Annotated in this window: 13 protein-coding genes; 10 read left to right on the forward strand and 3 right to left on the reverse strand. The window is 66.4% G+C overall.

Features of this window, described 5'->3' with window-relative positions:
* Positions 1 to 58 precede the first annotated feature (58 nt).
* The 4 genes from PHI64_RS00755 to PHI64_RS00770 all read left to right on the forward strand — a co-directional run bounded on the left by PHI64_RS00755 (position 59) and on the right by PHI64_RS00770 (position 5,507).
* The gene (locus PHI64_RS00755; RefSeq protein ID WP_299877063.1) at positions 59 to 1,084 is read left to right on the forward strand and encodes an extracellular solute-binding protein; all 1,026 of its coding nucleotides are present in this window, start codon (positions 59 to 61) and stop codon (positions 1,082 to 1,084) included.
* Positions 1,085 to 1,291: 207 nt separating this feature from the next.
* Complete coding sequence (locus PHI64_RS00760) at positions 1,292 to 3,562, forward strand: TonB-dependent siderophore receptor (RefSeq protein ID WP_299877066.1); 2,271 nt, start codon at positions 1,292 to 1,294, stop codon at positions 3,560 to 3,562.
* A gap of 133 nt (positions 3,563 to 3,695) precedes the next feature.
* Positions 3,696 to 4,379, forward strand: a complete 684-nt coding sequence (locus tag PHI64_RS00765; protein ID WP_299877069.1) for a Fe2+-dependent dioxygenase — start codon at positions 3,696 to 3,698, stop codon at positions 4,377 to 4,379.
* Positions 4,380 to 4,382: 3 nt separating this feature from the next.
* Complete coding sequence (locus PHI64_RS00770) at positions 4,383 to 5,507, forward strand: alpha-hydroxy acid oxidase (RefSeq protein WP_299877072.1); 1,125 nt, start codon at positions 4,383 to 4,385, stop codon at positions 5,505 to 5,507.
* Between the two features lie 7 nt (positions 5,508 to 5,514).
* Here PHI64_RS00770 and PHI64_RS00775 read toward each other — a convergent pair whose 3' ends face one another.
* Positions 5,515 to 7,542: a Cache 3/Cache 2 fusion domain-containing protein gene (locus PHI64_RS00775; protein ID WP_299877075.1), complete on the reverse strand. Its 2,028-nt coding sequence runs from the start codon at positions 7,540 to 7,542 to the stop codon at positions 5,515 to 5,517.
* A gap of 110 nt (positions 7,543 to 7,652) precedes the next feature.
* Positions 7,653 to 8,897, reverse strand: a complete 1,245-nt coding sequence (gene phaZ, locus PHI64_RS00780) for a polyhydroxyalkanoate depolymerase (RefSeq protein WP_299877078.1) — start codon at positions 8,895 to 8,897, stop codon at positions 7,653 to 7,655.
* A gap of 156 nt (positions 8,898 to 9,053) precedes the next feature.
* Between phaZ and PHI64_RS00785 the strand changes: the two genes are divergently transcribed.
* From PHI64_RS00785 to PHI64_RS00805, 5 genes are all read left to right on the forward strand, one after another.
* Positions 9,054 to 9,707, forward strand: coding sequence for a glutathione S-transferase family protein (locus PHI64_RS00785; protein WP_299877082.1), 654 nt, complete (start codon positions 9,054 to 9,056; stop codon positions 9,705 to 9,707).
* 284 nt (positions 9,708 to 9,991) lie between these two features.
* The gene (locus tag PHI64_RS00790) at positions 9,992 to 10,774 is read left to right on the forward strand and encodes a hypothetical protein (protein ID WP_299877085.1); all 783 of its coding nucleotides are present in this window, start codon (positions 9,992 to 9,994) and stop codon (positions 10,772 to 10,774) included.
* Positions 10,775 to 10,779: 5 nt separating this feature from the next.
* Positions 10,780 to 12,150 (forward strand): hypothetical protein, encoded by a 1,371-nt coding sequence (locus tag PHI64_RS00795; RefSeq protein ID WP_299877088.1) that lies wholly within the window; start codon positions 10,780 to 10,782, stop codon positions 12,148 to 12,150.
* The gene (locus PHI64_RS00800) at positions 12,147 to 13,481 is read left to right on the forward strand and encodes a hypothetical protein (protein ID WP_299877091.1); all 1,335 of its coding nucleotides are present in this window, start codon (positions 12,147 to 12,149) and stop codon (positions 13,479 to 13,481) included. Before PHI64_RS00795 ends, PHI64_RS00800 begins: the two co-directional genes overlap by 4 nt.
* Positions 13,481 to 14,665 (forward strand): hypothetical protein, encoded by a 1,185-nt coding sequence (locus PHI64_RS00805; protein ID WP_299877094.1) that lies wholly within the window; start codon positions 13,481 to 13,483, stop codon positions 14,663 to 14,665. The genes PHI64_RS00800 and PHI64_RS00805 overlap by 1 nt, the downstream gene beginning before the upstream one ends.
* 30 nt (positions 14,666 to 14,695) lie before the next feature.
* On the opposite strand, the gene PHI64_RS00810 is transcribed toward PHI64_RS00805, so the two are convergent.
* The gene (locus PHI64_RS00810; protein WP_299877097.1) at positions 14,696 to 15,745 is read right to left on the reverse strand and encodes a patatin-like phospholipase family protein; all 1,050 of its coding nucleotides are present in this window, start codon (positions 15,743 to 15,745) and stop codon (positions 14,696 to 14,698) included.
* Between the two features lie 232 nt (positions 15,746 to 15,977).
* Here PHI64_RS00810 and PHI64_RS00815 point away from each other — a divergent pair, with 232 nt between their 5' ends.
* Positions 15,978 to 16,880 carry a DMT family transporter gene (locus PHI64_RS00815; RefSeq protein WP_299877100.1) on the forward strand — a complete coding sequence of 301 codons (903 nt, stop codon included), beginning with the start codon at positions 15,978 to 15,980 and terminating at the stop codon, positions 16,878 to 16,880.
* Positions 16,881 to 16,907 lie beyond the last annotated feature (27 nt).

A 16,907-nucleotide genomic window follows, 5' to 3' on the forward strand; every position in this document is an offset into this window, starting at 1 on the left:
AGCAACAAGTCTCGATAACATCAATCGGGTTTCTTATCTTTGCAGCATCGACCCGACCATGACCAAGCTGAAAACCCTTGCCGCCCTGCTGGCCGCCAGCGTCACACTGGGCAACACGGCGCTTGCCGCCGATACCGAGCTGAACCTGTACACCGCCCGCCACTACCAGACCGACGAGGCGCTCTACAGCAATTTCACCGCTCGCACCGGCATCAAGATCAACCGCATCGAGGGCAAGGAAGAAGAGCTGCTGGAGCGCATCCGCAACGAAGGCAAGAACAGCCCGGCCGACGTCTTCATCACCGTAGACGCCGCGCGACTGGCCGCTGCCGACCAGTACGGCATCTTCGCCGACGTCGACTCCCCTGCTCTCAAGGCCGCCATTCCAGCGCATCTGCACACCAACCGCTGGTTCGCCTTTTCAACCCGCGCCCGGGTCATCGTCTACAACAAGCTCGACGTGAAGGCTGACCAGGTGCGCAACTACGAAGACCTGGCCAAGCCCGAACTGAAGGGCAAGGTGTGCACCCGCTCCGGCAACCACCCCTACAACCTGTCCCTGGGTTCGGCCCTGATCCAGCACATCGGAGCTGCCAAGACCGAGGAATGGGCCCGCGGCCTGGTAGCCAACTTCGCCCGCGCCCCCAAGGGCGGCGACACCGACCAGATCAAGGCCGTCGGCGCCGGCGAATGCGGCGTTGCCCTGGTCAATTCCTACTACCTGGCCCGCATGTTCAAGTCCACCAAACCCGAAGACCAGAAAGCCGTGGAGCGCATTGGCGTGGTGTGGCCCAACCAGTCCAGCTTCGGCGCCCACATCAACATCTCCGGCGGCGGCATGCTGAAGACCGCACCCCACAAGGAAGCCGCGGTCAAGTTCCTGGAGTATCTGGCCTCCCCCGAAGCCCAGGATTACTTCGCCAACGGCAACAACGAATGGCCGGTGGTAGCCGGCGTGAAAGTCTCCAACCGCGGCCTCGACGCCATGGGCAAGAACTTCAAGACCGACACCCTGCCGGTAGGCAAGCTCGCCGACACCGTGATCGAAGCCCAGAAAATCTACGACCGGGCCGGCTTCCGCTAAGCCTGCGCCCAACACCTGCAGCACCTCGAAGGCCGGGAAGTTCCCGGCCTTTACCTTTTTTGACGCGGCGCAGCGCACTTATTGCCAATCATTCTCATTAACATTACAATTGAAACAAGATCCTACAGGCAAGCCAGCCATCAGCTAGCCAAGCCAGCCAGCCTCAGGTCGTGAAAACTCACCAATCCATCACGAGAGGCTTTTGCCATGGCTCACAAGAAGACCCGCCGCGCCGCGGACCGTCACCGAACCCCCGCCACCCTTGCTGCACCGACGCCCGAGAAGATCGTGCTGCCGCTAGGCGCCATGATGTTCGCCGCTTCCATGGGCGCCTTTGCCCAAACGCCCGCCCAGAGCGAAGAGAAGACCCTCAAGCCGGTAGTCGTCAAGGCCGACGCCGAGCGTGAGCAGGAAGGCAAGAACACCCTGCGCACCACTACCACCCGCATCGGCAAGGGCAAGCAGGATCTGCGCGACATTCCCCAGTCCGTCACCGTGGTCACTGAAAAGCTGATGGACGACCGCAAGATCGACACCGTCAAGGAAGCCCTCAAAATGACCTCCGGCGTCACCTTCCTGGCGGCCGAGGGCGGTGAGGAGGATATTCGTCTGCGCGGCTTCCCCCTCAACACCACCGGGGATCTGTTCATCGACGGCATGCGCGACCCCGCCTTCTACGACCGGGACACCTTCAACTTCGACCGCATCGAAGTGCTGCGCGGCTCCGCCTCCATGCTCTTTGGCCGTGGCTCCACGGGCGGTGCGGTCAACCAGGTAAACAAGCAGGCCCGCCTGCTCGACGAAACCCAGGTGGACCTGACCCTGGGCAGCCACCAGTACCGCCGTGTGGTGGCCGATGTAAACATCCGGACGGGTGAAGACTCAGCGCTGCGCATCAACGCCATGCGCACCCTTGCCGACAACAACGGCGCGGGCAGCAGCCTGGACAAGTACGGTTTTGCCGCCGACTACCGCTGGGGCATCGGCAGCCGCGACGAATTCGAAGTTGGCTTCTTCTACCTGGAAAACAACAACGGCATCAACTACGGCCTGCCCTACATCCGCAAGAGCGCCACCGATGCGAGCCTGACCACCATCCCGGTCGACCCGAAGAGCTACTACGGTGCCACCAGCGATTACAACCGCGGCTCTGCCGGCTACGCCAGCTTTGCCCACACTCACCGCTTCTCCAGCGACACCGAGCTGGTTACCAAGGTACGCAAAGGTGACTTCAACCGCGACCAACGGGCCAGCACGGTACGCATCGCCGGCGCCGCGCTGCAGCCCGGCGGCATCCTGGCCACCCGCGAGAACTTCAGCAACGACACCGTGCTGAACCGGGGCACCCAGAACAAGATCCAGAGCATGGAGAACCTGTTCGCCCAGAGCGACCTGTCCACCAAGTTCGAAGCCCTTGGCTTGAAGCACGAGGTGCTGACCGGCGTGGACTTCGCCTGGGAGAAGAAGATCGTCCGCGGCGCCCGCAACGCCGCTCAAGGCGGCGTCACCGTCCCCAACAAGCCCACCACCACCGTTGGCGGCGGCGGTACCGGCTGGGTTGACGAAGACGCGCGCACCATCAGCAAAACCGGTGAGTTCGAGAGCCTGTCTGCCGGCGTGTATGCCCAGGATCTGGTCCAGGTTGCCCCCCACTGGAAGCTGCTGGCCGGCCTGCGCTACGACGCCATGTCGGCCCAGTACGACACCTTCAACCTGACCACCAACGCTATCACCAACTACCAGCAGTCGATCTACAAGATGAGCAACCGCTTCGGTGTGCTCTTCCAACCGACCGACCGGCACTCCTTCCACCTGTCCTACGGCACCTCCTTCAACACCTCGGGTGACACCTACTCCTACAGTGCGGTTAACGTGAACACCCCGCCCGAGAAGAGCATGAACGTCGAACTGGGCGCCAAGATCGACTCGGCCGACCGCCGCATGAGCAGCCGCTTTGCCCTGTTCCGTGGGGTCAAGCTCAACGAACGCAACACCGACCCGCTGCTCAACATCGCCGTGCTGTCGGGCAAGCGCCACGCCACCGGGTTTGAAACCGACGTGATCGGCAAGATCACCCCGCGCTGGGAGCTCTACGGCTCCTACACCTGGATCTGGGACGCCGAGATCGACAAGGGTGCGGAAGGTGCCGAAGGCGTGGGCCGCCGCCCGTCGCTGATTCCGAAGCACCAGGGCACCCTGTGGAGCACCTACCAAGTCACCGAGAAGCTGCGTGTCGGCGCCGGCGCCAATGGCCGCACCCGGATGACCCCCAACCGCAACCCGGCGGGCCTCTACTCCGACAGCTACGTGACCTACGACGCCATGGCCGAGTATGAAGTGCTTGCCGAGCGGCTCACCGTCAAGGCCAACTTCATCAACCTGACCAACAAGTTCTACTCCGACTCCCTGTATGCCAACGGGCACTACGTGCCGGGCGTCGGCCGGACCTTCTACCTCACGGGTACGCTGAAGTTCTGATCCGGCAAGGGTGAGGAAGGGGTGAGCTTGATCAAGCGCAAGGTCACCCTGGGTGGAAAAGCTTGTAATGACACGCATTCTCAAAGCAATCTGATACCACCCTCCTCACCCGCAACCCAGTGCCCCTTCAGCCATGCTCCTCCAGATCCCTGAACTCCTCAACGCCGACGAAGTCCGCCAGGCGCGCCAGGCCCTCGCCGACGCCCCCTGGGCTGATGGCCGCGACAGTGCCGGCCCCCAGGCCGCCACCGTCAAGAACAACCAGCAACTGCCCCACGACTGCGCCCCTGCCAGCCTGATCCGTCAGCTGGTATTGCGCGCCATCGACCGGCACCCCCTCTTCCTCACCGCCGCCCTGCCCAAGAAGATCTTCACCCCCCGGGTGAATCGCTACGGCGGCGACACGCCCTATTACGGCGGTCACGTGGACAACGCCATCCGCTTTCGCGCCGACACCGGCGAGCGGGTACGCACCGACGTGTCATGCACCGTTTTCCTGGCCGAGCCCAACGAATACGAAGGCGGCGAGCTGCTGGTCCAGGACACCTATGGCGCCCGTGGCGTCAAGCTGCCCGCGGGCCACGCAGTCCTCTACCCGGGCACCAGCATCCACGAAGTCACCCCGGTCACCCGCGGCCACCGCCTCGCCTGTTTCTTCTGGATCGAGAGCATGGTGCGTAGTGACGAGCAGCGCCGCCTGCTCTTCGACCTGGACATGACCATCATGCGTCTACGCGAGAAGGACGGCGAGACGGCTGAAGCCGTATCCCTCACCGGCACCTATCACAACCTGCTGCGCATGTGGGCCGACACCTGAGCCATGAACACCCGCAACACCCTGCCCGATGGCGTGATCTCCCTCCCCGCCCATGAGGCCCACGCCCGCCAAGTGCTAGACGCCAACGCCTGGGCCTACTTTGCCGGCGGTGCGGCCGACGAGCACACCCTGCGCGCCAACCCCGCCGCCTGGGAGGCCCTGCGCCTGCATCCGCGCATTCTGCGGCCGGTGGCCGGTGGTCACACCCGGGTCAGCCTGCTGGGGCGCAGCCTCGCTCACCCCATCCTGCTCGCCCCGGTGGCCTACCAGCGCATGGCCCACCCCGACGGCGAGCTGGGCAGCGCGGTGGCGGCTTCGGCCCAGGAGGCCGGGGTGGTGCTCAGCACCCAGGCCAGCACTCCCCTTGAGGCCGTCGCCGACGCCATCCGTGAAGACGCCGACCGGGGCCCCCTGTGGTTCCAGCTCTACCTGCAACACGACCGGGGTTTCAACATCGAACTGATCCGGCGTGCCGAGGCCGCCGGCTACGAAGCTCTGGTCCTCACTGTGGACGCCCCCTGCAACGGCGCCCGGGACCGGGAGCGGGCAGCCGGCTTCCGCCTGCCCCCGGGCATCAGTGCAGTCAATCTGGCGAGCCTGCCGCCGCGCCCTGCGCGGGATCTGGCCCCCGGCCGCAGCGGCCTTTTCGACGATCTGCTCCACGACGCGCCCACCTGGGACGACATTGCCTGGCTGCAGGCCCAGACCCGCCTGCCGGTGATTCTGAAAGGGGTGCTCCACCCCGACGATGCCCTGGAAGCCGCACGCCAGCATGTCGGAGGGATCATCGTCTCCAACCACGGCGGACGTACCCTCGATACCCTGTCCACCACCGCCGACGCCCTGCCGGCAGTGGTCGATGCGGTGGGCGGCAGCCTGCCCGTACTGGTAGACGGCGGCATCCGCCGTGGCACCGACGTGCTCAAGGCCATGGCCCTGGGTGCCAGTGCCGTGCTTATCGGCCGCCCCTACATCTTTGGCCTGGCCAACGCCGGGGCCCTGGGCGTTGCCCACGTCATCCGCCTGCTGCGCGATGAGCTGGAGATCGCCATGGCCCTGTGCGGAGCCCGCACGTTGCAGAAGCTGCCCGACGGGCTGCTGGGCAAGCCCCTGCAGCCCGTCCGCTGAACCTGCGTTACAGGCGCAGGCGGGCGACTTCCGCCTCCAGCTCTTCGGCCACGGTGAGCAGCTCCTCGGCCTGGGTGCGGTTGGTTGCCGCCGTCTGGCTGGTCTCCATCACCGATCTGGACACCGAATCGATACTGCCCGAGATCAGCTGACTGGCCTGGGTCTGCTCCCGGGTGGCGTCAGCGATGTCGGCCACCGCCGCCGAGGTCCGCTCGGCACGTTCGTGGATGGCCTCCAGGGCGGCCTCCACCCGGCGGGACACCTCTACATTGCGCCCCACCTGTTCCACCGCCCTACGCGCCGAGGTGGCAACAGAACTGACTCCCTCCTGGATGCTGCCAAGAGTGGTGCTGATCAAGGCCGCCGACTTGGCGGACTGCTCGGCCAGCTTGCGCACCTCGTCAGCCACAACGGCAAAGCCGCGCCCCTGCTCTCCCGCCCGGGCAGCCTCGATGGCCGCATTGAGGGCCAGCAGATTGGTCTGCTCGGAAATGTCACGGATGGCGTTGACGGCCTGGCGAATTTCCACCGAGCGCTCACCCAGCGCTTCCACCTGGGTGGCGGCGTCGCGCACCGTATCGGCGGTGCTGCTCAGATGGGCGATGCTGTCATGCACGATACCCACCCCTTCCTGCACCGAAGCAGCGGTCTCCCGCGTCAGGGCCAGAGCCCGGCCCGCGTCCGTCGACACCTGCTCTACGCTCTGCCCCAGCTGACGGGTGGTGTCCGCCATGTCCCCCGCCGCGGCGCTCTGCTGGCGGGTTGCCTCACCAAGACTGCGGGACGAAGCCGACATATCCGCCGCAGTGCGCTGCAGATGGTCGCTGGTCTGACGGATACTACCCGCCAACACGCGCATGGAGTCCGCCGCACTGTTGATGCTCTGGCCGATCAGGTCAATCTCGCTGCGGCTGCCCGGCACCACCTCGGCGCGAATCGACAGATCACCGTCACCAAAACGAGACACCAGACTCGCCAGATGGGTCAAGGGGCCCAGGCGCTGACGCAGGAAGAAGGCCAGAGCCAACACCAGCAAGGCTCCACAGCCTATCGCCAGCAGGGCGATCTGGTTGCGCAGGGCATTGGACTCTTCAACAAACTCATCCACCCAGGACCCGGTGGCCACCAGCCAGTGGAGCTCCGGCAGCTCCCGCGCCACCACCATTTTGTCAGCCACGGCCCCGCCCTTATCCCAGCCATAGACAAGGGTTCCGTTCCGCTTCTCGATCAGCTCGCCGATGATGCGCTGCACCGTCGGGTCCATCTCGGCCAGGGTCTTGCCCTCAAACTTGGGGTGGTAGATGAAGCGTACGTCCTTCGCATCACCCGAAGGCACCGAGATGATGTAGGGGTAGCCGGTCTTGCCGACCTTCATGGCGCCAAGCTTGTCCTTGATGATGCGCACATTGGACTCGGCATCCACCCGCATGGTCACCGCCCCCACCACATTGCCTGCGGCGTCCTTGAGGGGCTGGGCCGCCAGCACGAACATCTTGCCATTGCGCTCCAGGGAGCCCAGGAAGGGCTTGCCGGTCAGCAGAATGGAGGGATAGTCACCATTGTTGTCCACCAGCTCGCCGTGGCGGGGGTTGCCTTCCTTGTCTTTGAGAAGAGTCGCCGCACGATAGAAGCGGTCGCCCTTGCGCACCAGAAAGGCCGGCTCCCGATCGGTATGCAGGCGGTTGTAGGCGGCCAGCACCTCGGCGTTGGCGTTCAGCACCAGGGTGCCGATGGCCAAGCCCGGCAGGGTCGCCTTGCCGGTGGGCAATTCGGGGCCGGTCAACCTGACCGGGCCGGGCATGGATTCAACGAACTGGGTGAGCGCATCCCTGGAGCGCTTCTCCAGACTGTCCTTGGCATAGGCCAGCATGGAGATGGTCATGTCGGCCTGCAGGGAAAGGGATTCTTCAGCCCGGGCAATGGCGTTCTGGCGGGACATGATGGCCACGGTGGCTACCAGGATGGCCACCATCAGGGTGACCCCGACGGTGCACAGCAGGACAACCTGCCGGACGATGGGCTTGTGCTTCAGCATGGACTTTTCTCGAAGTGGGCAAAACGCCCCCTCCGTATCGGCCCGAAAGCGCCGGAGTTGAGCCCCGACCCGGCCGAACGCCCCGCCCAGCCTCGCGCTGCGCCGCCCTGCTACTCGTCGAAGGCGTGGATGAAATCGCGGATGCGGGGGTAGATCTGGCGGTCCCAGCGCTTGCCGTTGAACACCCCGTAGTGGCCGACGGACGCCTGCAGGTGGTGCTGCTTGCGGTAGGGCGCGAGCTTGCTGCACAGGTCGTGGGCGGCCAGGGTCTGGCCGATGGAGCAGATGTCGTCCCGCTCGCCCTCCACCGTGAACAGCGCCGTGCGGCGGATCGCCTCGGGTTTCACCAGGCGGCCGCGGTACTCCAGCACACCCCGGGGCAGGTGGTATTCCTGGAAGACCTTGCGCACCGTCTGCAGGTAGAACTCGGCAGGCAGATCCATCATGGCCAGATATTCGTCATAGAACTCCTTGATGCCGTGGGCCTTCACCGTGTCGCCCTCCACGTAATGCCCGTACATCTTGCGGAAGGACTCCTTGTGCCGGTCCAGGTTCATGCTCATGAAGGCCGAGATCTGCAGGAAGCCCGGATACACCCGCCGCAGCGCCCCCTTGTAGCGCAGGGGCACCACGCCGATCAGCTTGCTTTCGAACCACTCCATGGGCTTGGCGGTGGCCAGGTTGTTCACCTCGGTGGGGTTGATGCGGCAATCGATGGGCCCGGCCATCAGGGTCATGCTGCGGGGCTGGTGGGGGTGCTTGTCCTCTGCCATCACCGCCACCGCCGCCAGGGTCGGCACCGTGGGCTGGCACACGGCCACCAGGTGGGTGTGAGGACCGAGCCAGTCAACAAAGCGGATGATGTGCTCGATGAAGGTGTCGAGATCGAAGGCGCCTTCGGACAGGGGGATGTCCCGCACGTTGTGCCAGTCGGTGACGTACACATCGTGGTCCTGCAGCAGGGTCTGCACGGTGCCCCGCAGCAGGGTGGCAAAGTGCCCCGACACTGGCGCCACCAGCAGCACCTTGGGCTCCGTGCCGGTAGACGGCGTCTTGCGGAAACGCAGCAGGGAGCAGAACGGCGTGTTGAAGACCACCTCCTCGCTCACCGTGCAGGTGCCCGACGGCGTGTCGACAGTGTCGATATTGAAGGGCGGGCGGTGATGGGTGAGCCCCGACAAGGCCAGCACCTCGCAGGCCGCAGCGGCCTTGCGCAGCGTGCGGCTGTGAGGCCACCAGAACAGGCTGTGATGCAGCCAGGGAGCCAGGAAGCGCGCCGCGCCGCGCATCGGCGTGGTCAGGTCGGCCACGGCCTGATAGGCCTGGTAATGCAGGGCAGGACTGTTGGGGAGCATGATGTTTTGTGATACGGCTGTTGGGTTCCCGATACAAGCAATAGCCATGCCGTCACAGACGCCCTTTCAGGCACGTGGCTTGCTCGCAGGCTCCTCACAACACGCACGCCCCCAGGCCCGCCGCCCCACCCCGAACGCCTTGCCGGAGAACCCACCATGGCCGTCACCCTCACCCTGAGCAGCAAGAATTACTCGTCCTGGTCCCTGCGCGGCTGGCTGATGGCCCGCTTCGCCGGGCTCAGCTTCAAGGAAGAAATGGTCGAACAGGACGACGCCGGCGCCCGCGCCGAGCTCCTGCTGCTGGCCCCCTCGGTGCGCGTCCCGCGCCTGACCCACGGAGACATCTCCGTCTGGGACACCCTGGCCATCGGCGAATACCTCAACGAGCTCAAGCCCGATGCCGGGCTGCTGCCCGCCGATGCCGCCGCCCGCGCCCACTGCCGCTCCATCTGCGGCGAGATGCACTCGGGTTTCAGTGCCCTGCGCTCGGCCCTGCCCATGAACCTGAAGGCCCATTTCCCCAAGTTCACGGTGTGGTCGCGGGCCAATGGCGACATCGAACGGGTCACCGAGATCTGGCGCGACTGCCTCACCCGCTACGGCGGCCCCTACCTTTTCGGTGCCCGGCGCAGCATGGCCGACGCCATGTACGCCCCGGTGGCGACCCGCTTCATCACCTACGACGTGCCCCTCGACGAGGCCTGCGCGGCCTATTGCCAGACCATCATGGCCATGCCCGAGATGGGCGAATGGGTGGTCGCTGCAAAGCTCGAACCCGACGATATCGAAGAGCTGGAAGTGGAATTCTGAAGGACGCTTTCGCACCGTCCTGATGCAGGCGCCTGCCGGTGGTGCATGGGCCGGCAGGCAGGGGTCGCCCCCCGCCCTCACCCGGCCGAAAAAACTCGGCCGCAGCGCAAATTTGGCATACTCAAGCGAGATCCCGGCCCGGTAGAATCTTCGGTGACAGCCCAGATCCGGACTGTTCAAATCCAGCTCGCCCACCAGGGGCAACGGTGCAGACCTGCGCCACAAAAAGAGCGGATCGATTCGCCCATCGACCCCAGCACAGATCCCAGCCAGAGGAAGCCATCATGCACCACGGTGAAACATCCCCCCGTCCTGCCACATCGCCCAAGCCTGGCGCACGGGCCGTCGCCCTGCTGCTCGCCGCCAGCCTGTCCCTGAGCGGATGCCAGTCCGGTGGCCTGGGCGCCGCCCAGACCGGCAACGCCGGCGGCGGCACCGCCGGCAACACGTCCGCCACCCAGACCAATCCCTGGAACGCCTGCATCATCGGGGCGGTGGTCGGCGCGGTGGGCTTCACGGTCTATACCCAGTACGTCAATCGCAAGGGCGGCGGGGCCAAGTTCTCGGCCGCCGACCAGCGCAAGATCCTCGCCGCGGTGGTGCTCGCCGGCTGTGCGATCCCCGCCGCCGCAACCGCCATCGGCAACGCCTTCAAGAACGATGCCGACCGGGTCCGCCACGAAGACGCCTTCGCCCGCGCCGCCAAACGCGCCGGTCAGCCAGGCAGCAACGATCGCGAGCGTGAGCGCATCATCGAGCAGTACGAGAAGCTCCCCCCGGCCCGCAACCCGGCCGACAAGCGCAAGCGGGACGAAGAGCTGAAGCGCCAGCTGGACAAGCTCGGCACCCCGACGGTGGAAGAAACCTGGACCAGCGAAACCGGCACGGGCGGCGTGGAAATCGGCGGGCCGGTGAAAGACCCGACGGTCTCCGGGCAGGACTGCCGCTACATGAAGGAATACGTCCGCAACCCCGAAGGCCAGCAGGTCCAGAACAAGGTGTACGCTTGCCGCAAGGGCCCGGGCGAGCAGTATGTGCGGGTGGATCCCAACATCATGCAGGGGTGAGCCCCATGGCCTTCGCAACACCCGCGCACCGCCGCTGGCAGCTCGCCATGGCCTGCCTGCTGGCCGGCGCCGCCCTGGGGGCCAGGGCCGCCGAATCCAACGCCGAACGCTTTCCCTGCCGGCAGTTCAAGGAGGGTGGCTGGGCCGTGCTTGCCCACAACAGCATCCAGGGCGAGGTCCGCTACCATGATGGCCGGGTCGAGCCCGGTGACGGCGAGCTGCTGAAACGCGCCATCAACGCCTGCAAGCGCAACGGGCCGGTTCGGCTGGTGGATTTCAGCTCCCCGGGCGGCAGCGTGGATGAAGGGATCAAGATGGCCCTCAACATCCGTGAAGCCGGCCTGGACACGCAGATCAGCCCGGGCAGCCACTGCACCAGCGCCTGCACCTTTGCCTTCCTGGGGGGCGTCAATCGCTCCATCTCCCCAACGGCAAGCTACAACGTCCACGCTTTCAGCAGCTTCATGGCCGATCCCCAGTCCTGTAAGACGATCGGCCCCGGCAGCCTCAATGCTGCCGGCCGCGTCGCCATCGTCTACCTCGTTGCCCTGAACCGATCGCTGGGTGCCGGTCTGTCGGAAGTTGACATCACACGTGCTTTCATCGAATACGGAAAGCGCGTCCAGTGCAACCCGCACTCAAATATGCCGGCCAAGTTCGATCTGGCCATCCCCATGTACCTGCCGGTGGCGACCATCTTCCGCAAGGAGCTCATCCGCTTCGAGATGGAATCGGCCCGCAGCATGCTCGGCCTCGTCTCCGGCAACGAGTTCGGCAACCGCCTCCGCCACACGGCGGGTGCCTCCCCCGCGCAGCGCTACGACCGTTGCGAACAGCTGAGCACCGAGATCTACGGTCCAGACTCGAAATTCATGCGGGAGCGCATGGCCGCCCGGGACAACGTGGGCGCCCTGTTTCCCCGCTTCGAGGCCCATGTGGTCAACATGGAGATCCTTGATGCGCTGGCCGTGCGCTTCCCCGAGGTCAAAGCGCGCCTCGACGCGGTCATCCGCAAATCCGGCCAGCAGCAGTCCCTGCAGCAGTGGCGCAGCCTGCCCTTGAACAAGCAGAAGCAGACCAGGCCGCCCGCGATCCCCGAGATCGACCAGCTGGCCGCCCTCATCCGCGACGGCACCGACAACCCACCCCCCATCATGGGCCTGAAGACACTGGAGCCGGAGAGTTTTTCCGGGGCCAAGCAGCTGTTCTGCCTGATCGAGGGCCTTGGCGATGTGCGCCTCCCGGGCAACAGCGGCACCCCGAGCTACCTGGACCGCATGTTCTCCGTGTCCATCCTCACCACCAAGGCCGTCGATCGCCAGGAGCTGCAGGCCATGGACATCATTACCGATGCGGAAGGAGGCAGCCCGCGATGAAACCCGCAACCCGCCTGCGCAGGCTCGGCGCCGCAGCCCTGCTCGCCGCCGTCTCATGCGCCCACGCCACCGACGCCCCAAAGAGCACGCAGCTCATCGCCGCCGTCGAGAACGTGCTCGGTGACAAGCTGGGCGAAGCGCGGGTTGAGGCCCGGGTGCACTGGACCCAGCTCAACGCCGACGGCCTGGTGGACGCCATCGTCGTGGTGCGCAACCAGAATACCGGCGACTGTTTTCCCGACCAGGGGGTGATCTGCCAGCTGATGGTGTTCCGCGGCCAGCCGGACGGCTTCGAGCGCATCTACCGCAGCACCATCGACGAACGCGGCGTGGCCCTCGCCGCCCCGGGCGCCGCCGGCCTGCGCGAGCTCGTGCACTTCTACCGCCCCGCCGGTGCCGAGCGCGCGCCCTACGCCGTGCGCGCCGCCGAAGGTGGCTACCGGCGCAGCCCGACGCCCCTCAGCCGCGAGGAGTTCGACAACCCGGCGCGCCAGCAGCTCCAGCTGCGGGCCGATTTCGAACCCCTCGGCCCGGCTGCCACCCCGTCGGCCATGCCGGCCCTGGGGGGCACGGTGCTGCGCGCCTACGGCTCCAGCGTCCTTCCCGCCCAGAACATCCTGCGTTTCGATAAGACCGGCCTGCAGCTGATGGAGGCCGCAGCGAAGAGCTGGCGGGAAACCGAGCCCCTGCTGGCCAATCAGCTGGGCAAGCTCGCCGGGCGCCAGCTCCTCACCCGCTCCGTCACCCTCTCCTTCCAGGCCTGCAACGACTGGATCTCGATCGTCCGGCGGCGAGTGGAAGTGAGCGGCGCCGAAGACGTGCCCCTCTGCTACGAATACCTCATCCAGACCGGCGGCGAGGCCAACCCGCCTGCTGCGCTGTTCTACGCCCTCGGCTCCCTCGGCCCGGCGCTGCTGCGCTTTTCCGACCAGCCCCTGCCGCGGCAGCCCGACGACGAAGGCTTCCGCGGCTACCTGGCGGGCTACCTCGTTCCCGACCGGGAAAGCGCCCGTGCCCTGTGGACGGTGGATGGCCCCCGCTATTACCGGGAGATGGGCGAGCTGTTCATCAAGGTCACCGACACCGACAAGGCCGAGGACAGCATCTTCCGTCGCGACTTCGCCGTCCGCTTCGGCGCCATGGCCTGCGCCCTGCGCCTGCGCGACAAGGCCGCCTACGACCGGCTGCTCGGCGCCGCCGACGGCATCCGCAACGACGACGTGTTCGCCAACGGCGAAACCCGCAACGTAGCCCTCAGCCACTGGGCCCGCAGTACCGAAAAACAATGCGCCGAAGCCGCCAGCTGGCTCAAGACCCGAGGTATCCAGTGATGATCCGTCAAGCCCTCCTTCTGAGCACGATCCCTGCCGCCCTGCTGCAAGGCTGCGCCTCCATCCCCCTCGAAGGCAACGAAACGGTGGTCTGCTACCACCCCAAAGCCATGGGCATCAGCGCACCCTACGGGCAGTACGCCCTGGTCGCCAGCAACCCGCTGGCCTCATCGCAAGCCGCGCCTGTGACCACGCCGGACCTGCGCCGTCGCCTCCCCACCCCGGCAGCGCCCGGCGCCACGCCCGAGCGGGTGGTGGACCGCAGCAGCCCCGACAGCCAGAGCGGCAGCCTGTGCTTCACCCTCACCGCCTACAGCGCCCAGGCTGCCCAGAGCAGCGGCACCTGCCTCGCCGTGCGGGGCCCCCGCGGCCTGCTGCCGGTGCGTGAAGGCGCCTCGCGTTTCGGCATCACCTGGAAGGAAGCAGGCTTCCGCAACCCCCTGTGGGAACGGGCCCTGAGTGCCGAGCAAGCCGACGCCGGCAATATCCGCCAGCGCGCCGACGCGCTTGCCACCCAGGAAGACGCCCGCAGCGCCATTGAAACCCGCCGCACCGGCCTGGCCCAGCAGGGTTTCACCCGCCGGGAAGACTGCGAGCGGGACACCAAGGCCAGCCCCGCCACCCCGCCCCGGCCTGCGCTGGCCGTGGATGAAACCGTCCGTGCCGGCACCGCCCGCAGCCTGTGCGCCGACAGCTGGCGCAGCGTGTTTGGCGGCGACGCACGCAAACTCTTCAGCCTCGCCCGCATGGACGCCGACTGGACCACAGCTGCCAGCGCCCCCCGCAGCACGGACCTGCCCAAACCCGTCCAGGGCCTGCTCCCGGCCGCACGTCTGAGCGCCTCCGACCGCGGCCTGCTCAAGAGCGCGATCGGTGACAGCGAAGCGGACGCCGACATCATCGACATCTTCAGCCGCCTCCAGACCCGCTGCGTTGCTGGCCTCGGCGAAGCCATGAAGAGCGGCTTCCAACAGTGGCAGGAACGCCAGCGCATGGCCCTGGCCGCCCCGGCGGAACGGCGCAGCGCCTGTCTGGCCCTGTTCGACGGCATGGACCGGGACCAAGCCCGCCTAGACGAGGCCACGCGTCAGATCCAACGCATCGATGCCGAGCGGGCAGCCAGTGGCAGAGGGCCCCTGACCCCGGGCAAACCCATCGACCTGCGCAACATGAGCTGTGGCTGAGAGGCCCCCTTGCCCCGCCGCAGAAGGCGCCTAGCGGAACAGCGTATCCACGTCCACCGACTCCCGCAGGCCCACGCTGGCCAGGTCGGCGTGGATCCAACGCGCGGCCCTGGCACGCCCCAGGTCGCGCAGCATGTGCAGGAAGGAGCGGGTAGCGTTGAGCTTGCTGGCCGTGCCGGCCTGGGCCAGCTCCTCCGCCTCGATCAGGTGAAAGCGCAGGGCCATCAGCTTGCGCTCGAAGCGCCCCAGAGGCATCCAGCCCTCCCCTTCGGCAATGTGCCGGCGGGCATGGGCGATCATGCGCATCTCCCGCAGAAAGGTGGTCGAAAAGCCCAGCTCCACGCTGCGCGCGGCGATCTCCTCGGCGCTGCGTGGCGCCTCGGGCCTCATCAACGGATTGAGCAGGATCAGCAGGATGTCCGGCGTGCTGCATTCGTACATCAGCGGATACACCGCCGGATTGGCCGTAAAGCCCCCGTCCCAGTAGGCCTCGCCATCAATCTCCACAGCGTGGTGCAAGGTGGGCAGACAGGCCGAAGCCAGCAGCGCCTCCTCGCTCAGTTCAGAGGTCTGGAACAACCGCACCTTGCCCGTGCGCACCCGGGTGGCGGCAATGAAGAGCTTGAGGCGGCAGTCGCGCCGGATGCGCTCGAAATCAAACTGGGCCCGCACCACATCGCGCAGGGGGTTCAGCTCCAGGGGGTTGAGCTGATAGGGTGAGAAGAGCCGCGTCAGCCCCAGCATCATCGCCATGGGCGCCGGCAGCGACCCGTCCCCTGCCGGGTTGAGGCTGTGCAGCAGCTCCAGCTCCAGGGGCGTGGAATCGGCCACCGCCTCCCAGAAGGCATGCAGGCTGGCCCGGGCGCCCTCGGCACCACCGGTGGTCCAGCCCTGGGCCAGAGCCACCGCGTTCATGGCCCCGGCACTGGTGCCGCTGACGCCCTCCAGGGTAATTCCCTCCTCCAGCAAACGGTCCAGCACGCCCCAGGTGTAGGCACCATGGGCGCCGCCCCCCTGCAGGGCCAGGCTCAGACACTTCGGCCTGGCAACTTCCTTCTTCCACCAGCGACGGATCGACATGGCTTCATCCCCTTTCAGGTGATTTGCTGCAATGCACAATACCTGAAGGATGGACGCACAGGGGTTGCAGAAGTTCGATGTTGCCTATAAGACACGAAATGCCAGCACTGCCGTCTGCCGGGTCAATCTGTTGCCGTCAAAAACACCCTGCCCTGAATCTGTGCAGCGTCCCCCGCCCGTGCTCTACTCACCATCCGCCAGACAAGCCCATCCACGCCCCATGAACACGCCCTTGAAACCTCCCCAGACGCAGCACCTGTCGGACACCTCAAAAGGCCTGATCGCCGGCCTGCTGGTGGTGGCCTGCTGGTCCGGGTTCAACATCGTGTCGCGCTTTGGCACCAAGGGGCTGTTCACCCCCTTTGATCTGGCCGCCATGCGCTACGGCGTTTCCGGCCTGCTCGGCGGCTTCTATTTTGTGCGGAACGCCCCTTTTGCCGACTGGCCGCGCTACCTCGCGCTCAGCCTCTTTGGCGGCCTGGGTTACGGCCTGCTCGTCTATTCCGGCTTCTCGTTTGCCCCCAGCGCCCATGCCGGCATCTTTGTGAACGGCGGAATCCCGTTCTGCACGGCCCTCCTCGTGGCCTTCACCACCGGCTTCCGCCTGCCACGCCACACCCTCATCGCCCTCACCCTGTCGGCCGGCGGGCTGCTGCTGATCGGCATCGACAGCCTGCTGTCCCACCACGGCCGGGGCGAACTCACCGGCGACGCGCTCTTTCTTGCCGCCGCCCTGTCCTGGTCCATCTTCGGCCTGCTGATGCGCCGCTGGCAGATTCGCCCCCTGCTCGGCGTCTGCGGCATCGCCTTCTTTGCCCTGCTGCTCTACTCGCCGGTCTACCTGCTTTACCTGCCCAAGAGCCTGCCTACCGCCGGCTGGGGCGACATCGCACTGCAGTGCGTCTACCAGGGCTTCATCGCCGCCCTGCTGGCCGCCGGCCTCTACAGCTACGCCAACCAGAAGATCGGCGCCTGCCAGGCCGCCATGATGTTGTCGCTGGTCCCGGCGGTATCCGCAATCGGGGCTTACTTCATCCTGGACGAACAGCTGACCTGGACGGTCATGGCGGGCATCGTCGTGGTTTCGGTGGGCGCCGTCATCGGGGCGATGCCGGGGCGGAGCGGAGCGCGGTGATTGATGATCTCGATGGCGTGCAGCGGC

The organism is Zoogloea sp. (assembly GCF_028689785.1).
Classification (GTDB): Bacteria; Pseudomonadota; Gammaproteobacteria; order Burkholderiales; family Rhodocyclaceae; genus Zoogloea.